The organism is Amycolatopsis plumensis (genome assembly GCF_042652605.1).
Taxonomy (GTDB): domain Bacteria; phylum Actinomycetota; class Actinomycetes; order Mycobacteriales; family Pseudonocardiaceae; genus Amycolatopsis; species Amycolatopsis plumensis.
Window position 1 is genome coordinate 8,849,228 of the sequence record NZ_JBHSJY010000001.1, and the last position, 18,575, is coordinate 8,867,802.

The 18,575-nt window shown below is 67.1% G+C and carries 19 protein-coding genes; 7 read left to right on the forward strand and 12 right to left on the reverse strand.

Going from position 1 to position 18,575, the window contains the following annotated elements:
• Positions 1-45: 45 nt before the first annotated feature.
• Positions 46-276, reverse strand: coding sequence for a hypothetical protein (locus ACFPLC_RS42570; protein WP_378194682.1), 231 nt, complete (start codon positions 274-276; stop codon positions 46-48).
• A gap of 215 nt (positions 277-491) precedes the next feature.
• Positions 492-899 (reverse strand): Imm1 family immunity protein, encoded by a 408-nt coding sequence (locus ACFPLC_RS42575; protein ID WP_378194685.1) that lies wholly within the window; start codon positions 897-899, stop codon positions 492-494.
• A 419-nt stretch (positions 900-1,318) separates the two neighbouring features.
• Here ACFPLC_RS42575 and ACFPLC_RS42580 point away from each other — a divergent pair, with 419 nt between their 5' ends.
• Positions 1,319-1,753, forward strand: a complete 435-nt coding sequence (locus ACFPLC_RS42580) for a peptide deformylase (protein WP_378194687.1) — start codon at positions 1,319-1,321, stop codon at positions 1,751-1,753.
• A 286-nt stretch (positions 1,754-2,039) separates the two neighbouring features.
• Here ACFPLC_RS42580 and ACFPLC_RS42585 read toward each other — a convergent pair whose 3' ends face one another.
• The 8 genes from ACFPLC_RS42585 to ACFPLC_RS42620 form a co-directional block, all read right to left on the reverse strand.
• Complete coding sequence (locus tag ACFPLC_RS42585) at positions 2,040-2,348, reverse strand: hypothetical protein (protein ID WP_378194690.1); 309 nt, start codon at positions 2,346-2,348, stop codon at positions 2,040-2,042.
• Positions 2,349-2,590: 242 nt separating this feature from the next.
• Positions 2,591-3,037 (reverse strand): NUDIX domain-containing protein, encoded by a 447-nt coding sequence (locus ACFPLC_RS42590; protein WP_378194693.1) that lies wholly within the window; start codon positions 3,035-3,037, stop codon positions 2,591-2,593.
• 1,145 nt (positions 3,038-4,182) lie between these two features.
• Positions 4,183-4,647: an NUDIX hydrolase gene (locus ACFPLC_RS42595; protein WP_378194695.1), complete on the reverse strand. Its 465-nt coding sequence runs from the start codon at positions 4,645-4,647 to the stop codon at positions 4,183-4,185.
• A gap of 273 nt (positions 4,648-4,920) precedes the next feature.
• Positions 4,921-5,586: a 3'-5' exonuclease gene (locus tag ACFPLC_RS42600; protein ID WP_378194698.1), complete on the reverse strand. Its 666-nt coding sequence runs from the start codon at positions 5,584-5,586 to the stop codon at positions 4,921-4,923.
• A gap of 140 nt (positions 5,587-5,726) precedes the next feature.
• A complete protein-coding gene (locus ACFPLC_RS42605; protein WP_378194701.1) occupies positions 5,727-5,966 on the reverse strand; it encodes a hypothetical protein in 240 nt (79 codons plus the stop codon).
• Complete coding sequence (locus tag ACFPLC_RS42610) at positions 5,953-6,651, reverse strand: hypothetical protein (RefSeq protein WP_378236172.1); 699 nt, start codon at positions 6,649-6,651, stop codon at positions 5,953-5,955. Before ACFPLC_RS42610 ends, ACFPLC_RS42605 begins: the two co-directional genes overlap by 14 nt.
• A 422-nt stretch (positions 6,652-7,073) precedes the next feature.
• On the reverse strand, positions 7,074-8,207 hold the full coding sequence (locus tag ACFPLC_RS42615) for an aldo/keto reductase (RefSeq protein WP_378194706.1): 1,134 nt from the start codon (positions 8,205-8,207) through the stop codon (positions 7,074-7,076).
• Positions 8,204-9,061 carry a hypothetical protein gene (locus ACFPLC_RS42620; RefSeq protein WP_378194709.1) on the reverse strand — a complete coding sequence of 286 codons (858 nt, stop codon included), beginning with the start codon at positions 9,059-9,061 and terminating at the stop codon, positions 8,204-8,206. The genes ACFPLC_RS42615 and ACFPLC_RS42620 overlap by 4 nt, the downstream gene beginning before the upstream one ends.
• 192 nt (positions 9,062-9,253) lie before the next feature.
• Here ACFPLC_RS42620 and ACFPLC_RS42625 point away from each other — a divergent pair, with 192 nt between their 5' ends.
• The 6 genes from ACFPLC_RS42625 (at position 9,254) to ACFPLC_RS42650 (ending at position 16,550) form a co-directional block, all read left to right on the forward strand.
• Positions 9,254-10,531: a radical SAM protein gene (locus ACFPLC_RS42625; RefSeq protein WP_378194712.1), complete on the forward strand. Its 1,278-nt coding sequence runs from the start codon at positions 9,254-9,256 to the stop codon at positions 10,529-10,531.
• A 1,114-nt stretch (positions 10,532-11,645) separates the two neighbouring features.
• Positions 11,646-12,413, forward strand: a complete 768-nt coding sequence (locus tag ACFPLC_RS42630) for a dTMP kinase (RefSeq protein ID WP_378194718.1) — start codon at positions 11,646-11,648, stop codon at positions 12,411-12,413.
• Positions 12,410-13,651: a DegT/DnrJ/EryC1/StrS family aminotransferase gene (locus ACFPLC_RS42635; protein WP_378194721.1), complete on the forward strand. Its 1,242-nt coding sequence runs from the start codon at positions 12,410-12,412 to the stop codon at positions 13,649-13,651. Before ACFPLC_RS42630 ends, ACFPLC_RS42635 begins: the two co-directional genes overlap by 4 nt.
• The gene (locus tag ACFPLC_RS42640) at positions 13,648-14,976 is read left to right on the forward strand and encodes a formyltransferase family protein (protein ID WP_378194724.1); all 1,329 of its coding nucleotides are present in this window, start codon (positions 13,648-13,650) and stop codon (positions 14,974-14,976) included. Before ACFPLC_RS42635 ends, ACFPLC_RS42640 begins: the two co-directional genes overlap by 4 nt.
• Before the next feature lie 7 nt (positions 14,977-14,983).
• On the forward strand, positions 14,984-15,682 hold the full coding sequence (locus tag ACFPLC_RS42645) for a hypothetical protein (protein ID WP_378194727.1): 699 nt from the start codon (positions 14,984-14,986) through the stop codon (positions 15,680-15,682).
• Positions 15,683-15,689: 7 nt separating this feature from the next.
• Entirely contained in the window at positions 15,690-16,550 is an 861-nt protein-coding gene (locus tag ACFPLC_RS42650; protein WP_378236173.1) for an endonuclease/exonuclease/phosphatase family protein, read from the forward strand.
• 18 nt (positions 16,551-16,568) lie between these two features.
• On the opposite strand, the gene ACFPLC_RS42655 is transcribed toward ACFPLC_RS42650, so the two are convergent.
• Positions 16,569-17,728 (reverse strand): IS3 family transposase gene (locus ACFPLC_RS42655; RefSeq protein WP_378208302.1). Its coding sequence is split into 2 segments (ribosomal slippage): positions 16,569-17,447 and positions 17,450-17,728, totalling 1,158 coding nucleotides; the frame shifts between segments, so codons are not numbered across the junction.
• A 105-nt stretch (positions 17,729-17,833) separates the two neighbouring features.
• Positions 17,834-18,448, reverse strand: coding sequence for an NUDIX hydrolase (locus ACFPLC_RS42660; RefSeq protein ID WP_378194733.1), 615 nt, complete (start codon positions 18,446-18,448; stop codon positions 17,834-17,836).
• Positions 18,449-18,575: the final 127 nt, after the last annotated feature.

Below are 18,575 nucleotides of genomic sequence, written 5' to 3' on the forward strand. Positions count from 1 at the left end.
GAGACCGTGTGCCGGCTGGCCAGCACCCGGACAGCTTTCTGGACGTCATCTGCCGACGTGCCAGCTCGGCAGATCACGGGCTTCGACGATTGCTGTAAAGGACGAGGTCGGCGTGTCGGTGTGGGCGAACAGGGCCTCCAAGAAGATCTTCTGCGCTGCCGGATCGTGCCGCGCACGCGATGCCCGGAACATCGCGTCCCGCAGGTCCGCAAGACGGGCGCCGAGGTCGCCGACGTCCGGCTCGCTGTGTCGGGTGTCGATTCGGGACAGGCTCATACTCGGAAGACGATCCGGCGCACCTCAATGCGCGCCCGCGGCCGTTCTTCACCCTGTCGGATCAACAGCCTTCCTCAGTCGACTCGGCCCACGTCGGCCGGACGAGGGCGTTCGTGGGCCTGCCGTGCCGGGTCCGCGGAATTTCGTGGTGGCCGCTTTCGGGCCGGCCGGGTGCTGTCCTCGTCGGTATGACTACCCCTGCCGAGTCGGTCCGGTCACAGGTTCTGCCATGTCACTCCGGCCGGCCGGGCGCCATCCGAGGCCACCAACTCGTGCAGTGCCTTGCGAACTGCTGCCAGGGACACTTCGGCGGTACTCGGGATTTCCCGTTCGTGATTCTGATAGTCGTAAGCCACCAGTTCCGGCGACGTCGCCCCGCTGGCGCTGATAACGCTTCCGTCCGGCCCCGCGTAGCCGACGAAGCCGAACGCCGAGGAGCGCACGCCAATCTGCATAATCGCCCACCGGTCGTCGTCACGGCGAGCGACTTCGGCGATCACGCCGAGCTCGGCCTCGGTCGACTCGGCGACCATCCGATCCAGCAGCTCATCCACCGCGGATGGCTCGCGTAACGACAGTGGCTCGGCCTGGCCGGGCTCGTACCAAACTTCTATCTCCACCACGGTGTGGCGCCTCCCTTGTAGACCTTCTTGAAGCCGTCAGTCCCGTAGACCGTCAGCGTGCTGTGCGGCGGTAGCACTACTCCTAGCAGTTCATCACCGCTCGTCGGCCTGGCTGGGGGCGCCGCCGAGCAGTGGTAGATCGAGAACACCGCGACATCGGAGTGCCAACAAGACTTAGAGACGACTCACGGTGCATCCGCGTATGCTCACGGTTTCGATCAACAGAGGCGGCGATTACGACGGGCACGACCAACACCGGCGGACCGGACGCCGAAGCGAACGTCTTCGCCGGCGGTAGTCCGCCGCCCACGCCCAGCTCCGTGATGGCCTCACTCGGCATCGTGCAGGACACCGACCCGGCGCTACGCCGGATCGCCCGCCGGTTTGCTCTTCCTGCCGAGGCGTAGGACGCCCGCCACGTGGTGGCGAGGCTGAACTCGGCATGCGACCGCGTCGCCCAGACCCACACGTTCGGCAAAGGAATGGGGCTTGCCGCGCCACAGATCGGGATCGACCGGTCCGCGGCGATCGTGCGCACACCGGACGGCAACGCGATCACGTTGTTGAACCCCACCATCGTCGAGTCCGGAGGAGACGTCGACGAGCAGTACGAAGGCTGTCTGTCCTTCTTCGACGTCCGCGGGAAGGTCCCGCGCTCAACCCTGATCCACGTCGAGCACACCACCATCGATGGTCTGACGAAGATCACCGTGTTCGAGCGCGGGGTCGCTCGCCTCGTCGCTCACGAGGTCGACCACCTGCACGGCACGCTATACATCGACCAGATGCGCCAAGGCGTCGAGCCGATCCCGGTCGAGCAGTACCGCGGCACCGGATCGACCTGGAAGTACTGACTGCCCTCTGTTCTTCACCCTCTAGGGCCAACACCCTGATCAGCCGACGCCGCATGCGCTTGCCGGGTTTGGGGAGGGTGCGTGGGGCGAAATCCCATCGAGGTCGCCACCTCGCAGAAATGAGCACTTCCCACAGAGGTTGATCGTGGACTCGACCAGCAACCGCGGTCACAACTGGCGAACATCCGCGGTCGCCTCAAGCAAACACAATGTTATTCGCCAGCGCGACCCCGAAGCCGTCGGACAAGCGCAGACCGACTTCGCGGCCTTCCCAGCCACCCGCTGATCAGGTCAATGGAGTCGGCGTCCATGGCGCCGCCGGATCGGAGGGAATCGGCTCCAGCCGATCGGGCATGTGCGCCCGTAGGGCATCCCCGATGCCGCGCATCGCCTGGAGGTCGGTGCGGACCAGATGCGTGGCGTTGCGCAGATCCTCGGTGATCTCGCCCTCGATGCGAGCGAGTACTCCGTCTTCGGCCTCGGGATAGTGCGGGATATAGGCCAGTCCGGCGCCGACGGCGCCACCCAGGAACGCGGGAGAATCCGTCCTCAGCGCGGTCGACAGCTCCTCTGCTTGGTCGTAGCGCAGCCGCATCGTCCACCCACCCGAAACACCTGGCGCGGTCATCGTCAACTGGAGTCCACCCGGCGTTCGGCGAACATCGACGGTAGCCAACATCGCCCTAGCATCGCACCGATGTCGCCATGTCAGCCACCGCGACACCCACCTCGATCAGGCCAGGTGCCCGACCCTGCGCTTGGCAGCTTGGCTAGGAGACGTCGCCCGGCCCAAGCGGATCGAACCCGTTTCGAGGTAGGCGGTGCGGCCTGTGTCCACTACGTCGAGGCACACGGCGACGCGGCGTGCCATGTGCGGCCGGAGCATTCCCGCAGCCTCGGCGCGGTGGCGAACTTTGAGCGCTTCAGCTCGCCGTCGGCCAACCGAAGCGACGCGATCTGGTCCTCGGCCAGGACGCCGCCGTCGAACAGATTGTTCGTCAGGGCGGGACGTCCGTCCGGCTGCGGCGGAACCCAGTCCACGACCAGCAGCCGGCCGGGCAGCAGGTCGAACCCGAGCTCTTCCTTGATCTCGCGGCGCGCGCCCGCCCACGGGGACTCGCCTTCCTCCAGTCCGCCACCGGGAATCTCCCAGGATTCGGCGCCGTAGGTGGGCTCGACGAGCAGAACGCGGCCCGTGGCGTCACGGAAGATCAGGCCGGCGCTGGCGATCTGCTTGGGCAGCGTGGCGTAGTACTCGGCGGGCGGTAGCCATCCCTGGGTCATCGCGGCGACGCTACCCACCCCGCAGGGACCGTCGGTGACCGGCGTCGGGTTACCGGCCGGTCTGAATCTCGGTCAGCCGGTCGGCGACCAGGTCGTAGGCCCGCTCGCACCGCGGACACCGCAGTCGGTCGTGCAAGGTGCCCGCGCAGCCGCAGACCCAGCCGACCTCGCGCGCCGGATTGCCCAGAACCAGGGGCGTGCGCGGCGACGTCGCGCGAGACTACGGAGCCGATGCCGACCAGGCGTACGGCCCGATCTCGGTACCAGGTGCGGGGCGAGCGCCAGCGCCGATGGTCGCGCCGCGGTGAATGGTGGCCGGCGTTGACGTCCAGTCGCCCGAGCCCTGACGTTGGCCGTCAGGGTGGGTGGTCCGGTGTGTGCGGTCTTCGGTGAGCACGGCCTGCGGGCTGATCATGACGTCGTCGTCGAGTCTGGACCTGGAGCTGGTTTGCGCTCGTCGTCGCCCTCGCCGGCCAGGCTCTCACCGCAAAACCATTAGCGACGTCCGCGCCGCCCCGACCTCGCCGGAGGTGGCACCGGCCCCGTCCTTAACGTCGACATCGCCGCCTGGCCCGGCTTCATCGCCGAAGTCACCGGCGCCGCAGCCGCCGGCAGCAACCACGCCCTGCGCATCGAACACTCCTCCACCGGCGGCGCGCGCCTGCACAGCCTCGACGGAACCACCACACTCACCTACACCGACGATGAATGGGCCGCCTTCACCGCTGGCGCAGCGGACGGTGAGTTCACCGTCCCGGCAGCGGCGTAACACTGCAAGATGAGGCCGGACGAGGCAACGACGAGCCGGTCAGCGCTGCCGCCCTCAGCCACCTGGAGGATCGGCAGGTTTTTCCGTTGTGACCGAGTACCCCGACCCCAGGCAGGCCCCTCACGACCGGCCGGCACGGCTTACCCACGAACCGGGCTCGTAGCAGGTGCACCTGGTAGACGAGCGAGTTCGGTCGCCGAGGGGGAGGGAACGACCGAGCCCGTCGGTGGCACCTTAGCCGCCCGCGGCGCAAGTACCGATTCGTCAAGGAAAGGTCCGCCTGTATGGCGCACATGCGAGACCAGAGGACGCCCTGACGAGAACCCCACGACGACATGGGAATCGTTCAGCCAACCGGACCAGCACGCCACCGGAGTCAGCGCCCCGCCAACACCGACCCGGCTGGAGGAGGCCAACCTTGCAGCCCGAACCGCTCGCCACGACGGTAGAGCTCCACACCCGCGTGGGTGTATGGCACTGTGTTCGCTGGCAGCGAGGCGTTCGGGAACCATGCGATCTGCGAGCACTTGTGGGGCTCGGCATTGCGTAGTTCTCCCCGCCATTGCCGCGTACGGAAGAAAAACCCGACCCTCGCCTGACCTTCAGGATTCAGGTAATGGACCGAGGTGACCATCTCCAGATCATCGCGGTCCACCTCGACGTCGATCTCCTCGCGGGTTTCCCGGATGATGGCGGCGACCATGTCCTCGCCGTCTTCGAGCTTGCCCGAGGGCAGATTCCACTGGCCGTCCGCGTACCCGGTGCCCGCGCGCTGAGCAAGCAGGACGTGCTCGTCACGTTCCAGGATGATCAGGACGTCAACGAAGCTGGTGTAGGACACCGTAAGTCTCCTTGAGCTGTTCGGCGGAGTCGAAGAGGCAGGCTATCGAGCCTTAGGGTGCACCGCGTCGTGGATGAGCGTCTCGGCGACGTGGGGCCCGTAGTGCGTCGGCGGTGTCGATCTGTGTGACGCTTTGGTCGACCGCGGCGCCCAAGAGACCGATGGCCTCGTCGGGGGTGTTGCGGTGAGTCCCAGTGTCCGGGGCCGGTGAGCTGCATGGATCCAATCCCAAGTGGCGGGCTGAAGTCGTGCCGATCGGGAGGACTTGGGCGACTAGAAGGAATCCCAGAGGGATTGCTGATCGGCGGGTTTCGTCGGATGCGGGTTCCCGTCCAGGTCGAGTCCGGCAATAGTCAGGAGTGCGTCGAAATCCGCGTCGTTAGCCGACTGGTCGCGCATGAAGGCTTCCAGCACCGTCGCCGTCGCGACGGCGTCCCAGAGCGCGCGGTGCGGTTGGCTGCTCTGCGCCGCCTGCGTGATCGTGTCAGTAAGGTCGAGACGTTCGACCCAAGCTTGGAGCCCGTGGCCCTTCTTGAGTTCGGGTCGGCGATGCTTAGCCAGGCGTAGGGTGTCGACAAGCCCGACAGGTTCGGCGGCCGGCAGCGCCTTGTTCAGCAAGCGCCAGTCAACGCGGACGTTGTGACCGACCAGCCATGCGCCGGCGACGAGTTCGATGATCTTCGGTGCGACCTCGTCGAAGGTCGGTGCGTGCTCGAGTACGGCGTTGGTGATCCCCGGGGACGTCCACAGACCGCGGGTGATCTTTCGCTCCGGATTGATCAAGGAGCTGAACGCGCGATCGAGGTCGGGTGCACCGTGGCGGATCGGCACGAGGGCGATTTCGAGGATCGCTTCGCCGGCGGGGTCCTGAGGTCCGCTGCCTTCGAGGTCGATGGCGAGGAGGTCGACTTCGGTCCAGGGACCGGTGTGGTGGGTCACGGTACCTCCGTTCGATTTACCTCGGCTATTCGTCATCGAACCGTGTTGTGTGGGTGAATTGATGGCGAACCTCCGCGATGTGCGCCTGATCCGCCTCATCGGGTAGATCCGACGAGGGAGCGGTCGCGGCATTGCCTTGGTCAGGCTGGTACGTGCACCCGGGCGGCGAGGTTTCGGATTCCCGGCACGGCTGCTCGATTCTGGTCCAGCAGCGCGTCGACGATGGTGCGGACGGCAGCGCGGGTGTGCACCTCACCGGGTGCGCGGCGTTCGGCGGCCAGCAACGTGCTGTACGCCGGCCCGAGTTGACCGAGCTGCAGCTGGACTGCGGCGAGGTCGACCAAGTAACGCCCCTCCCGCTCGACGTCAGGGAACCGCACCCGCGAACCTCGCGAGCGTGCCGCAGCGCAGCCCCCGGCTCACGAGCAGTTGCTCCACCGAAACGCGATGACTCAGCAGGTTCGCCCGAGCCCGCGCAGCCAGGGCGCCGTCGAGCCGGTTCGTGGTCGCAGCCGCCTCCGTCAGCAAATTACGCGCTCGGGCGCCGTCGCCGGCCCGCGCGGCGGAATATCCGCCAGTGCACAGCAGGCTGGTGTGCAGCAGGAGGTGGCGCGGGTCTCGGCCGTCGAGCGCCAGCCGGTCGGTTGCCTGCACGACGAGGGTGCCCGCCCGGTCGTGGTCACCGGTGCGGCGGCACACACCGGAGAGCATGCGCTCGGCTTCGGCGAGAATGAGCGGCTGACCTGCTGCTTCCGCAGCCCGCACGGCGCGGTCGGCGCTGATCCACTCCAGCCCCGCGGGGCGGAGCTTGACCAGCGCGCGGGTGACCAGCGTGTAAGCCTGGGCTGTAGCTCCGGCGTCTTGAGCGGTTTCTGCAGCTCGGACCAACGCCGGCAGCTGGTCGGCGAGCGCCAGGAAGTCGGACTTGCCGAAGGATGCGCGTGCTGCCGCGAGTGCGCGGGTCAGGCCGGCAGCTGGCAGCGCCGGACCAATGGAAGCTCGGGCACCGATGAGGACGTCGGACAGCTGGGTAGTGAGCACGACAGCCGGGGCCGGTAGTGCCACGGGCATCGCCGACGCGGCCTCTGCGGCCGGGGCGCCGGTGACAGCGGCACCGATGGCCACGCCACCGGCCTTCAAGAAGCTGCGTCGGCGCACGTCGTCCTCCTCCGGGGCCGGCTTGCTCCCCACCCTAAAAGGGGTCGGGTCGATGCGCCCGGCCGCCACGCTATCGGGGTTGCTAGTCTGAACGCCGTCGCGGGCACGGGCAGTACTGCGGCCAACCGTCTCCGGACGTCCACGCTGCTCAGCGGCCGCCGACCGGCTTCGCGACTCGAGGTGGCGCTCGGGTGATGGCCGGTACGCTCAGCTTGCGGCTTCAGCTGAGCGCTGTGTGGTCCGGGGTTCCGAGCACCAGAGGGCCTTTATGTCGGCGAGCGGTCTCGCGTAGCCGGGTGACCACCACGACCCAGGGCAAGTCGTGGCCGTCATTCAGCGAGGGACGAAGGCGTGGGCGTAGTCAGAACAGTTTCACCGGCAGCATCGAGGCGCGTCTGCACTTCGGCCATGATGTCCCGCGCTGCAGCGATCTCCGCAGCGTCCGGCCGTCGCCCGAGTGAGCTGATGTTCATCTGAACCTGATCGGGTGTGGTGAATCCTACGAGCACGACTGCGTTGGGTGAGCGGTTCAGGCATCCCCACAACGCGACCCGGATGAGGTCTTCGCTGCGCGGGCCAATAAGGGCGCGGACGCGATCAAGTCCCGCGTTGATGATTTGAATTGCGTCAGGCTGGAACCAACGCTTCCGGAGCCGGTGATCTCCGTCGCCGAACACGCGCTGCACATCCGAACGGTAGGTGCCGGTTAGCAGTCCTTGGCCGAGCGGCTTGCTGATCAGGACTCCGACGTTGTGTTCGTCGGCGAAAGAGAACACGCCCTCCGACCGAGACGCCGGGGTCAACAGGTTGTCCCGGATCGCCAGGATGTCGGGCTGGACGATGTCGAACAGGGCTCGAAATCGGGCCACTTTGTCGCCGCGCTGATCAGGGCCGGTGCTGAGCCGGTCCAGCGCGAAACGATGCGGGCCCCGCATCCCGATGGCGTTGATCAGGCCCTCGTCTCGAAACGTTCGCATGGCCTCGAGCGCCGGATGCAGCCACCGATCGTCGACGCCGAAGTTGGGGTGGTGGAACGCGTAGATATCGAGGTGATCGGTGCGGAGGTTGTCCAGCGATTGTTCCAGCTGACGCCGCATGTGACGAGGCTCGAAGCCATGCTCGGCGGTGCCGGCGAAGTACCCGACCTTGGACCCGAGCACGATCTCATGGCGGGGCACTTGCGCGACCAGCCGACCGACGAGGCGTTCGGATCGGCCGTGGCCGTAGACGTCGGCGGTGTCGTAGAGGCGGGCGCCGTGCTGCCACGCTGCTTCCAGCCCAGAGAGTGAGCGTGCGTCGTCGTCGCCAGTGGACCACCCCATCGGCATCCCGAGGTTGCTGTCGGGGCCGCCGATAGCCCAGCAGCCGATGCCGACGGCGGGTGCGGTAATGCCGGTGGCACCTAGCTGACGAGTCGGGATCAGCGGGCGATCGGCGTGTTCGTCAGTGTGGGGTGTGGTCATGCCAGCCTGCTCTGTTCGAGGATGACGGTGAGTTCGTCCTGGATGAACTCATAGAGTTCGCCGGGCCGTGCGCAGACGAATACCGGAACGGCGGCGCCGCGAGTGCGGGAGTGACTGTAGAGCCCGACGACGGCGATGTCATCGAATCGGTAGAAGCTGAAGACACGATCACCCGGTCGGTAGTACACCTCGACACGCGTGCGACCGGACTGGCCGAGGGCCTCATACGCTTCGCGCGTTGCTGTGATGCGTGATCGCAGTTCGCCGGGCGTCGTGTCGAAACGATCCGCCAGGACCGCGACGGTGAGTTCGTCCTCGGGGTCAGCCAGGAACACGCGGATCCGGCTGTTGGGCCTGGCTGCCACTTGGGTGAGTTCTCGGGCGTGCATGTTGCGCCAGGTTTGTCCGTACGCCACAACGATGTCGAGTTCGGTGACTTCGGCGAAGAGCTGTTTCCACTCCAGCTCGCCGAGGTAGGTTGAGCCGATCCGCAGCAAGCCTGCCGGCGCGAAGTCGCGAGTCAGGCTCTGCTGGATGCGTGTCCGAGGGGCAGTGGCTGTACCCGTGTAATCTGCAGCCAGCCGGGTCCAGGCGATTTCCCAGCGACGATCGCTGGTGGGGACGCCACATGCGCGGACGAATCCGAGAACGAGGGTCTTGCGCGGCAGGCGGCGGCCGGCGAGAGCGTCTTGGACGGTGCTGCGTGGCAGGGGGATCTTGTTGCGCGCGCCCCACTGCTGCAAGGTCCGGTAGGACGGGTTGCCTGCGCGCAGACGAACAGCACGAAGGCATGCGGCGAACTCGGCGACGCTGCTGGCGTCGAGCGGGTCCACGTCGTCGGGCGGCGCTGTCATCGAACTCTGGGGTGGATCGGCACGTGTCCCATACTGTCCGAACCTTACCCGTGTCGGCACCGTTGGCCGCACATTAATGCAGGTGAGGGGCCTGCAGTTGGCCGAACAGTCCGGATGTGTCCGGCGCGCTTGTCCGCCAGGTTCTCTAGCAGGTGTGCTTGGTCCACGGCACATCCTGGTGGGAGGCACGGCATGGGCATGTTGCACGACATCCGCACCACAACCGCCCTCGGGCGCGGGCACGATTCCCCGTTCTACGGTCGGCTCATCGAGGCGATGCGCGCCAGCACAGCCGACGGAAACCTCCCGGATCACATCGTGGCCGCATTGCCGGAAATCCCCGAGACGGACCTGAGCAGGCTGGGCAAGCTCGTAGCAGAGGCTGTGCCGGGCAGGTTCAGTCTCACCGGAGGACTGGATCGCCGAGTCCTGTTCGCCGAACGGCCCGTCGCCTTGGGCGGCTGGGTGGTCGCCGACCTATCCGGACAGCCGCACTGCACCCGTGAATGGCCGTCGTGGACGGCCGGCCGTGTGACCGTCGCCGAGCCGGAGCGCTGGCTGTCCACCGCCGACCTGGCCGGCGACGCCCCCGAGCGTTTGGCCCGGCCGAGAATCTTGCTGACCTCGCTGTATCACCCGGAGTGGTTCCCTCTGCCCCGCTTTCCGCTCGCGATCTCCGACCTTGCCCGGGCGGCACGGCTCACACTGATGGGGCAGGTGCAGCTGATCGACATGCAACTCGGCGCGTCGCTCGACGACATCACCCGGTGGGTTCAGGATCAACGGCCGGACATCGTGGGAATCTCGGCCACATTCGGCCAGCACGACCTCATGATCGAACTGCTCGACCAACTAATGCAGATGTCGGCCCCGCCACTGGTGCTCGCCGGTGGCAGCTTGACCGTCCGCAACGAGGGCATGCTGCTGGACAAATACCCCGAGCTCCTGATCGCCCGCGGGGCCGGCGAACCGACGATCGCCGACGCTATTGCGCACTACCACGGCGACTGCGACCTCCCGGCTGTGCGCGGCCTGGGCTATCGCGGAGCACCGCGCGGTGGCGCCCTCGCGATCGGCACCACGCCACGGCGCACAGCCGTGCAACCGAACCGGCTCCGGGCGGAGCACCGCGCGGTGGCGCCCTCGCGATCGGCACCACGCCACGGCGCACAGCCGTGCAACCGAACCGGCTCCGGGACGACTTCCTGCCCGAACTGGACCTGCTGGACGCCACATTCGCGCACAACGGTGTGGCGCAACTGGAGATCTCCCGCGGATGCACCAGCCATTGCTCGTTCTGTCCCCGTGGGCACAAAGGCTCCTGGTCCGGCGGCAACGCCACCAGCTTGCCGTGGATGCTGGCCGAGATCGGCAAGGTCGCCGACCGGCACCCGACGATCTCGCGCTCCCTTTACGTGGTCGACGAGGAGTTCATCGGCCGCGGCGAGGACGCCGTCGACCGGGCCCTGACCGTCGCGACCACGATCAGCGACTCGGGATTCACCTGGGAATCCTCGTGCAGGATCGACCAAGTCGTCCGCCCGGATCGCGATCGCGCCTGGCACATCGAGCGCGCCTCGATGTGGCGCGAGCTGCTCGGTTCCGGTCTTCGCAGGATGCTGTTCGGAGTCGAGTCCGGCGTGACCTCGATCCTGCAACGGTTCGCCAAGGACAGCACCGCCGAGCAGAACGCCGTGGCGATTCGCACCCTCTCGGCCCTCGGTGTACCGACGCGATTCACCTACATCACCTTCGACCACCTGATGACCGAACACGAGCTGGCAGCCAGCCACGCCTTCCAGGCCCGCACGGACCTGCTGCTGGCTCCGCTACCTGAACTGTCGGTCGCCCAGATCGTGGACGGCGTCACCGACCCGGCCTTCGCGGCCAAGCACTCGACCGGGCGGCCGTTCTACACCGAGATCTCCTACATGCTGGTCTCGATGGAGTGCCTGATCGGCGCCCCGTACACCCGCGCCGTGCAATCCCGGGGACTCGCCGGCCCTGCCGACCCCACAATGGGGCGGGTCGAAGCCCAGTTCGCGGACTGGCGGATCGGCGTCTGCTCTCGCCGTGCGCAAATGTGGGTCGATCGCCACTTCGCCCTCGATTACACCCTCAAGAGCCTGGAGAAGATCCTCGACGGTGTGCCACGACGTCGGGTGCGCGCCGCGCGGGTCGTACTGAAAGACGGCGCGTTCCACGTACTCACCGGAATGCTCGGACTCATCCACAGCTACCGGCCGAACGTCCCCGATCAGGCGCTGGACACGGCGGTTCTCGCCCTCCTGGACACCGCAGCCAGCGAGCTGGCGAGCACGCTGTCGCTCGCGATCGAGCACGTGCGCGCGACCCTACCGGTGACAAGCCTCCACCTGCTCGATCACGAGTTCACCCGATGGAGTGGCACTGAGGGATGGCATCTGATCAACGCAAACGACCCATGCGGTACCTGACCTCCGATGACGCCTCACCCGCCGACAAAGTCGCCGGAGTTCGGGTGTTGCCCCGCTCATCAGCCGTCACGAGAATCGGTGGTCGTGCCCCACGGGGTCACGGCCACCCACGGGGAGGAGACGCACGCGTGCCTGGCCGTTTCATCACGTTGGAGGGGACCGACGGAGTCGGCAAAACGTCCCTCGCGCGCACCCTCGCCGACATCGGCTACGAAGCCGCCGTCGCTCGACTCGAGCCTCCGGCATCGCATCTGCCGAAGACCTACGAAGCGTTGGCTTTTGTCTCGCGTAGGCAAATTTCCGCGACCTCGGCCTACGCGGCCACATTGATGGAACACGTGTCCACCATGCTGTGGCACAGTGGCGACGCCCCCGACCTCTCCGACGCGTTCTGGGTGTCGCTGCAGGCTGCGTGGTTCACCGCGCACACCGAGACGGTCGTGGGACCTCTGCTGGAGGCCGGGTTCGATGTCATCGTCGATGGCTGGCTGTACAAGTTTTTCGCCAAGCTCCTCCTGCAAGGATTCACTGAACCCGATCTCGCCGTGCTCTTCGACCGCGTCCGGATGCCGGACGCGGTGGTGCTGCTGTGCGCCGATGCCGGCGCGGTCTACGACCGTCGCCAGGAATTCCGGCCAGCCGAGCTGGGGATGCACGCCAGTTACGGCGGCCTCGATGACCTGGGACGCGACACGTTCGTCGACTACCAGACCAAAACCGCCGCGAACTTGCAGGCATTCGCCGACCGACACGGCTGGCACACCATTCAGCTCGACCCTGACGAGCCCATCTCTGACACCGCTCGGCGGCTCGCACCCATCGTCGCCGAGCTTCGGACCCATCCCGAGCCCGCGGCGACGGCGGCTACGCCGAGCAACCGAGAGGTGCCACGATGACCACAACCAGTCCGCTCGCTGTCCATGGCGGAACACCAGTGCTCGACCTCCCGCGACCGCACTACCAGTGGCCCGCCGTCACCCCGGACCTGGAAGAGACGGTCCGCAGGCAACTACACCGGTCGCTATCCGACCGGGACGCTTCCGGCGTGATCGGGGAGTTCGAGTCGGCTTTCGCGCGATTCGTCGGAGTGCCACACGCGGTGTCGTTCGCGTCCGGCACAGCAGCCATCCACGCAATGAGCCGCATCGCCGGCCTACAGCCCGGTGACGCGATTCTCGCGCCCGCCTACACCTTCTTCGCCACGGCCACCCCCTTTGCCCACGACGGCATCGAGGTCCGCTTCGCCGATGCCGACCGCTACGGCAACCTCACCGCCGCGACCCTGACGAAGAAACTCACCCCATCGGTCCGGGCGGTCATCGTCACGCACATGTGGGGCAACCCATGCCCGATGGACGAGATCGTCGAGTTCTGCCGCGCCCACGACCTCATGCTGCTGGAGGACTGCTCCCACGCCCACTTCGCCACGTGGCGCGGGCAGCGGGTCGGAACGTTCGGAGACATGGCCGTGTTCTCCACCAACCAGAAGGCGATCACCACCGGCGAAGGCGGAGTCCTAGTCACCAACAACGACCGGTACCGGGAGCTGGCGTTGCTGTTCGGGCACTACAACAAGCGCTGCCAACAGGAGATCGACCCGACGGCCGAGTACTACCCGTACGCCTTCACCGGGATGGGCCTCAAACACCGCATCACCACGCTGGGCGCTGCCATCGGAGTCCACCAACTCGACCATGCGGCCGACATCGAACGCCGACGTCGCGCGATCCTCACCCGCTACGCCGCCAGCCTCGCCGCCAACCCCGTGATCGAACCCGCGGTCGTTCCCGAGACAGACGGCCAGCATGGCCTGTATGTGCTCGGGCTGCGCTTCAACCCGACAAATGCCTCGGTGACCCGCGACGAGTTCGTGGCCTTGTGCCACGCCGAGGGCGCGGCCGACGTCGACGCCCCCGGATCGACTCGCGACATCAGCTCCGAGCCGCTGTTCGCCCGCCGGGACCCGTTCGCGCCATGGGTACCCGGCACGCCACCGACCGCCGACGTGCCCGGCGTGACCGCGTTCGCCGACACCTTCATCAAGCTCCCGCTCTGGGGCTACGAAGGTGACGAGCCGCTCGTGGCCGGCTACCTCGACGCTCTCGTCAAGGTCTCCGCCGCGGTGACCCGATGACCGCCCCACCCGCCGCCGAGCCGGCTGGCCCGCGCAGGCCGGTCATCACACGCCATCCCGTCCGGGTCGACGTCGACGGCGACTTCACCCTCGATGACCTGCTTGCCCTTCCGGTCACCGGCCCCGCACGCAGCCTGCACTCCGTTCCGACCACCCTGGCTGCGCTGCGGCGGCTTCGCACAGCCCACCACCCGAGCGCTCAAAACGGTCCCGTAGCCGCGCCACCAGGGCCGACCGAGGCCGACGCTGTCCTCCTCCACCGCATCGAGGCCAGCAGCCTCTTCCGACCTCCAGTTCGCGCGCGGCTAGCCCACCTGACCCCTGAGGCCGGCGCGGCCTGGCTGGCGCTGGCCGCACGCTGGGTCGGCCTCTCCCAGTCCAGCGGCGACCTGCGTTTCCTCAACACGGCGTGCAAACTCACCGGTGCCGTGTGGGCGCAGCACAACCGCCCTGGAGATGGGCCGTGGCACGAGGCGGGCGTCACCGGCCAGCTGGCGGCCGTCGCACGGCTGCTCGGTGAGGCAACCGACCGGCTTCGGCGCAGGTTGGCCAACCGGATCACCCTCCCTCCGGCCGCTAGCGCCGGTGACGAGGCCTTATCGGTGAGCCCGCTCGCCAGGACGAGCCGGGCACGAATCGCCGTGCTGGCAGGTGCTGGTTCCCGCAGCGCCGGACGTCTGGTGACCACAGCGACCACCGCGGGCCTGCCAATCGAGGCTGTGTGCTGGTACGCCTCGCACACCGGTCCGTCGCAGCCCTCGAACTACTCGAGCGCCTGGTATCCACCCTCGTCGCCCGGCCCCTCGGCCTCGCCCAGCGTGCCGAGCAGTGTGCCCACCACTACGGCCGACTCGTGGGACGACGTGGTCGCAGTGATCCGCGCCGTCGAGGCGGACGTGGTGCTTCTGGTGGGTATGCCCGTGGTTCCCGACCGCGTGCTCGGTGCCGCCAGGCTGGGTGTCCTCAACGCCCACAACGGCGCCTTGCCCACCCACCGCGGGATGGACGCCGTCGGATGGGCATTGCTGAACAACCAGTCAGTCGTGTGCAGCCTTCACCTGGCCCGTACCGTCGTCGACGCCGGGGAGGTCATCGCAGCGCATCCCGTACCGACTGCCCCGGTGGCCACGCTGGCGGGCAGAGTGAAAACCACTCAGGTACGGCTCCTGCTGGCCGGCGCCGCGCATGTCGCAGACACCGGAGCCTTACCCGATCTCACCCCTCAACCTGCGGCCGGCACGCAGTTCTACCGCCTGCATCCGCATCTCAAACGCGTGCTCGATGCTTCCCCCTATGCCTGCAACGACGACCTCGACGGACGGTGATCCAGCCATGACTATCCCACCGCATCCCAGCTTCGCCGCGCTTGATGACATCGACTGGGACAACACCACCTCGATCCTGCGCGGTTGCACACCCCTGTTCCGCACCTTGGCCGGCGACCCTGCACTCCTGTCCACCCTCGTCGCCGCCGTCGCCGATGACCCCCACCTGGCCAGCATGTGCGAGGGATACGACTTCATGCACAAGCTGGTCCTCTACGACGCGGCCGACCTCGGTGTCCGGCTCCGGCTGCACGTCTACCAGGCAGGATTCTTCGACCGGCCTCACAACCACCGGTGGAGCTTCGCCACCCACATCTTCCGCGGCGGCTACACCCACCGCGTCTTCGGCCGCGACGACCAGTTCGGCGAAGACACCGATCCCGACAGCCTGGTCCCGATACACGAGCGATTCGAACAACCCAGCTCGACCTACGCCCTCCACCACACCAGCGTGCACACCGTGCAAGCCGAAGCCGACACGATCTCCCTGCTGGTCCGCGGCCCAGCCGCCAAGCAGCGATTCCTGATCCTCGACGCTGCCGCAGGCAGCTTCTTCTGGGTTCACGGCGCAGCCCAAGAATCACCCGAACAACGAGCGAGCAAACGCTTGACCCCCGACCAGCTCGCCGCCACCATCACCCGCATCCAACACCTCATCGCAGCCCCCAGCTCAGTGAGCGGATCCGCAGTTCACGACGGAAGGTAGACACACCGTGACCGACGATGCTTGGCAGGGCATGCTCTTCGGCGCCACAACCAGCGAGAGCACCACCGCCGAGGACGGCACCGTAGACGAGCTGCGCGTGTGTGCGCTCAACGTCAACAGTCCCAATCCCAGTCGCGCTCAACGCATCGTGGACTGGCTGCTGGCCACCAAGAGCAACACGCTGGTACTGACCGAGATGCAGCCCTCCGAAGGCGGGCGCCACATGCTGGCCGCCCTCCAGGCGGAAGGATTCACCACCACCTGTCCACCAGGCTGGAACGACGCCAGGTACTGCGCCGTCGTGGCCACGCGAGGAGTCCAGGCCACACCGGTTCAGCCGGCCGGCTTCGATCCCCGTGTCGCCGCCGTCGACCTCACCACCGACGGCACCACAGTCCGCCTCGTTGGCCTCTACGGCCCGACCAACGGCATGACTGCGGAAAGCAGCCAGCGTCGTCGCGAATTCCAGAGCCGATTCCTCGGCTACCTCGCCGAGATCAACAACTCAGCGTTGTGCGTCATGGGTGACCTCAACATCGTTGAGCCCAACCATCGGCCCCACCTGCCCGCCTTCGAAGACCACGACTACGCCTTCTACACCCGTCTGCTCGCACTGGGCCTGCGTGACGCCTACCGCGAACTCAACCCCACCGGCGCCGACCACAGCTGGATCAACCCGCGCTTCGGCAGCCAACGGCTCGATCACAGCTTGGTCAGTGACGGTGCAGGAGACATCAGCGCGTGCGCCTACGACCACACCACCCGCAGCGACGACCTCAGCGACCATGCCGCCCTGCTCACCACCATCGGGCTGCGACCGGACCGTGTGACAACAAACGGAGCTCGGGGCTGCCCAGACTTCGGTTGACACCGGAGCTGACTATTTTCAGGCCGCTGCTGCGGCTGTGTAGATGGTCTCAAACTCGACTGGGGTGAGCTTGCCCAGGGCGCGTTGCCGGCGTTTGCGGTGGTATTTCGTCTCGATCCAGGACACGATCGCCAACCGGAGCTCCTCCCGGGTGCGCCACCGCCGGGTATCGAGAACGTTCTTTTGCAGCAATGAAAAGAACGATTCCATCGCGGCATTGTCACCGCACGCACCGACCCGCCCCATCGACCCGGTCAGCCCATGAGCGTGCAGCAGGCGCCGGTAGGCCGCTGATCGGAATTGGGCTCCGCGGTCGGAGTGGACCACGACGCCGTGTGGCTCGCGCAGTGCGATGGCGTTGCGCAGCGCGCCAACGGCGAGTGAGGCTCGCATGTGGTCGGCGATGGAGTACCCGACGATCTTGTTGGAGTAGCAGTCCTTGACCGCGCAGAGATACAGCTTGCCCTCGCCGGTGGGATGCTCGGTGATGTCGGTCAGCCACTTGGTGTTCGGTGCGGCGGCGGTGAAGTCGCGGCGGACGAGGTCGTCGTGCACCGGCGGCCCCGCCTGACGTGTACGGCCTTTCTTCTTGGCGTGCAGCGAGAAGATCTGCTGCATCGAGCAGATCCGCCACACCCGGTTCTCCGACGCGGCGAAGCCCTGTCGGGCGAGCTCGTCGGCGATGAACCGGTACCCGTCCGCCGGGTCATCGGCATGGATCTTCAGGGCGGCGTTGATCAGATGCGCGTCGTCGAAGTCGCGCTGCGAGACCGGGGACGAACACCACTGGTAGTAGGCCTGCCGGGAGAACCCCAGCACCCTGCACGTCACCGCGACCGGCACCCGCACGGGGGCGCCGGCCGCGGCCAGTTCACGGACGAGCGGGAACGCTATTTTCCCGGCAGGTTGCCCTGCGCGAGATAGGCTGCGGCCTTGCGCAGGACCTCGTTCTCCTGCTCCAGCAGCCGGTTCCGCTTCCGCAGTTCCCGCAGCTCGGCGGACTCGTCCCGGGTTACGCCGGGCCGCGCGCCGTCCTCGACGTCGGCCGAGCGCAGCCAGTTGGCCAGGCACGATTCGGAGATCCCGAAGTCTTTGGCGACCTGCTTCAACGGGGCCTCGCCGCGACGGGCCACGGCGATGACGTCGTCACGGAACTCGCGGGGGTAGGGCTTGGGCACGGTGACATCCTTCCAGGTGAGGCTGAAGCCTCACAGGTGAGGTGTCAACCAGACCCTGGGCAGACCCCTCCGTCCCAGTAGGCGATCAGCAGGTCAGGGTCGCAGCTAGCCGACCAGCGCCGGAGTGCCCAGGCAGGCCAGAAGCTTGCTGCGGAAGCGCGCCATGTGCGGATCGAAGCGATCGTGGGCCCACTGCGCGGGGTCGTCCAGGCTAAACCAGCGAACCTCATTCGCCTCGCGAGGGTCCGCCTCGATCCGCATGTCCTGGTCGGCCGCGAGGACGAACCAGAACGACACGTCGGTGTGACTGTGCTCGCCACGAGTCTTCGTCACGGTCAGGAAGAGCGGCTCATCGCCGAAACGCGAGTGAAACTCACCATCGATACGCAGTTCCTCGGCGGCCTCGCGCAGCACCGTCGTGCGCGGGTCCTCGCCATCGTCGACGTGCCCGCCAGGGAACAACCACAAGCCAGCTTTCACATGATCGACCAGCAGAACCGAACGGCGGGCGTCGTCCAACAAAGCAAAGTAGACACACAGGTGTTGATCGGGTGTGGCCGGACGAGCGATTCGGAACAGCGGTGCACCGGAGCGGATCCACTGCAAGGTGGCGGCCTTGTCCTGAACCTCGTGCTCGTCGAGAGGAGTCACCCCTGTTACGAGGTCGTGCACGACGCCACGCGGATCTTGAACCACCGTCATCTCGAAGCCCTCCAGCACGATCGCACTCAGTTGGTACCGCCGCTCTCAGCAACGACGATTACCAGCGCCCAGCGGCGCGAGGCGGACCCTAGCAGCGCTCTGTCATCACCTTCTGCAGCCCACGCCGATCGCCTGTCTCATCCAC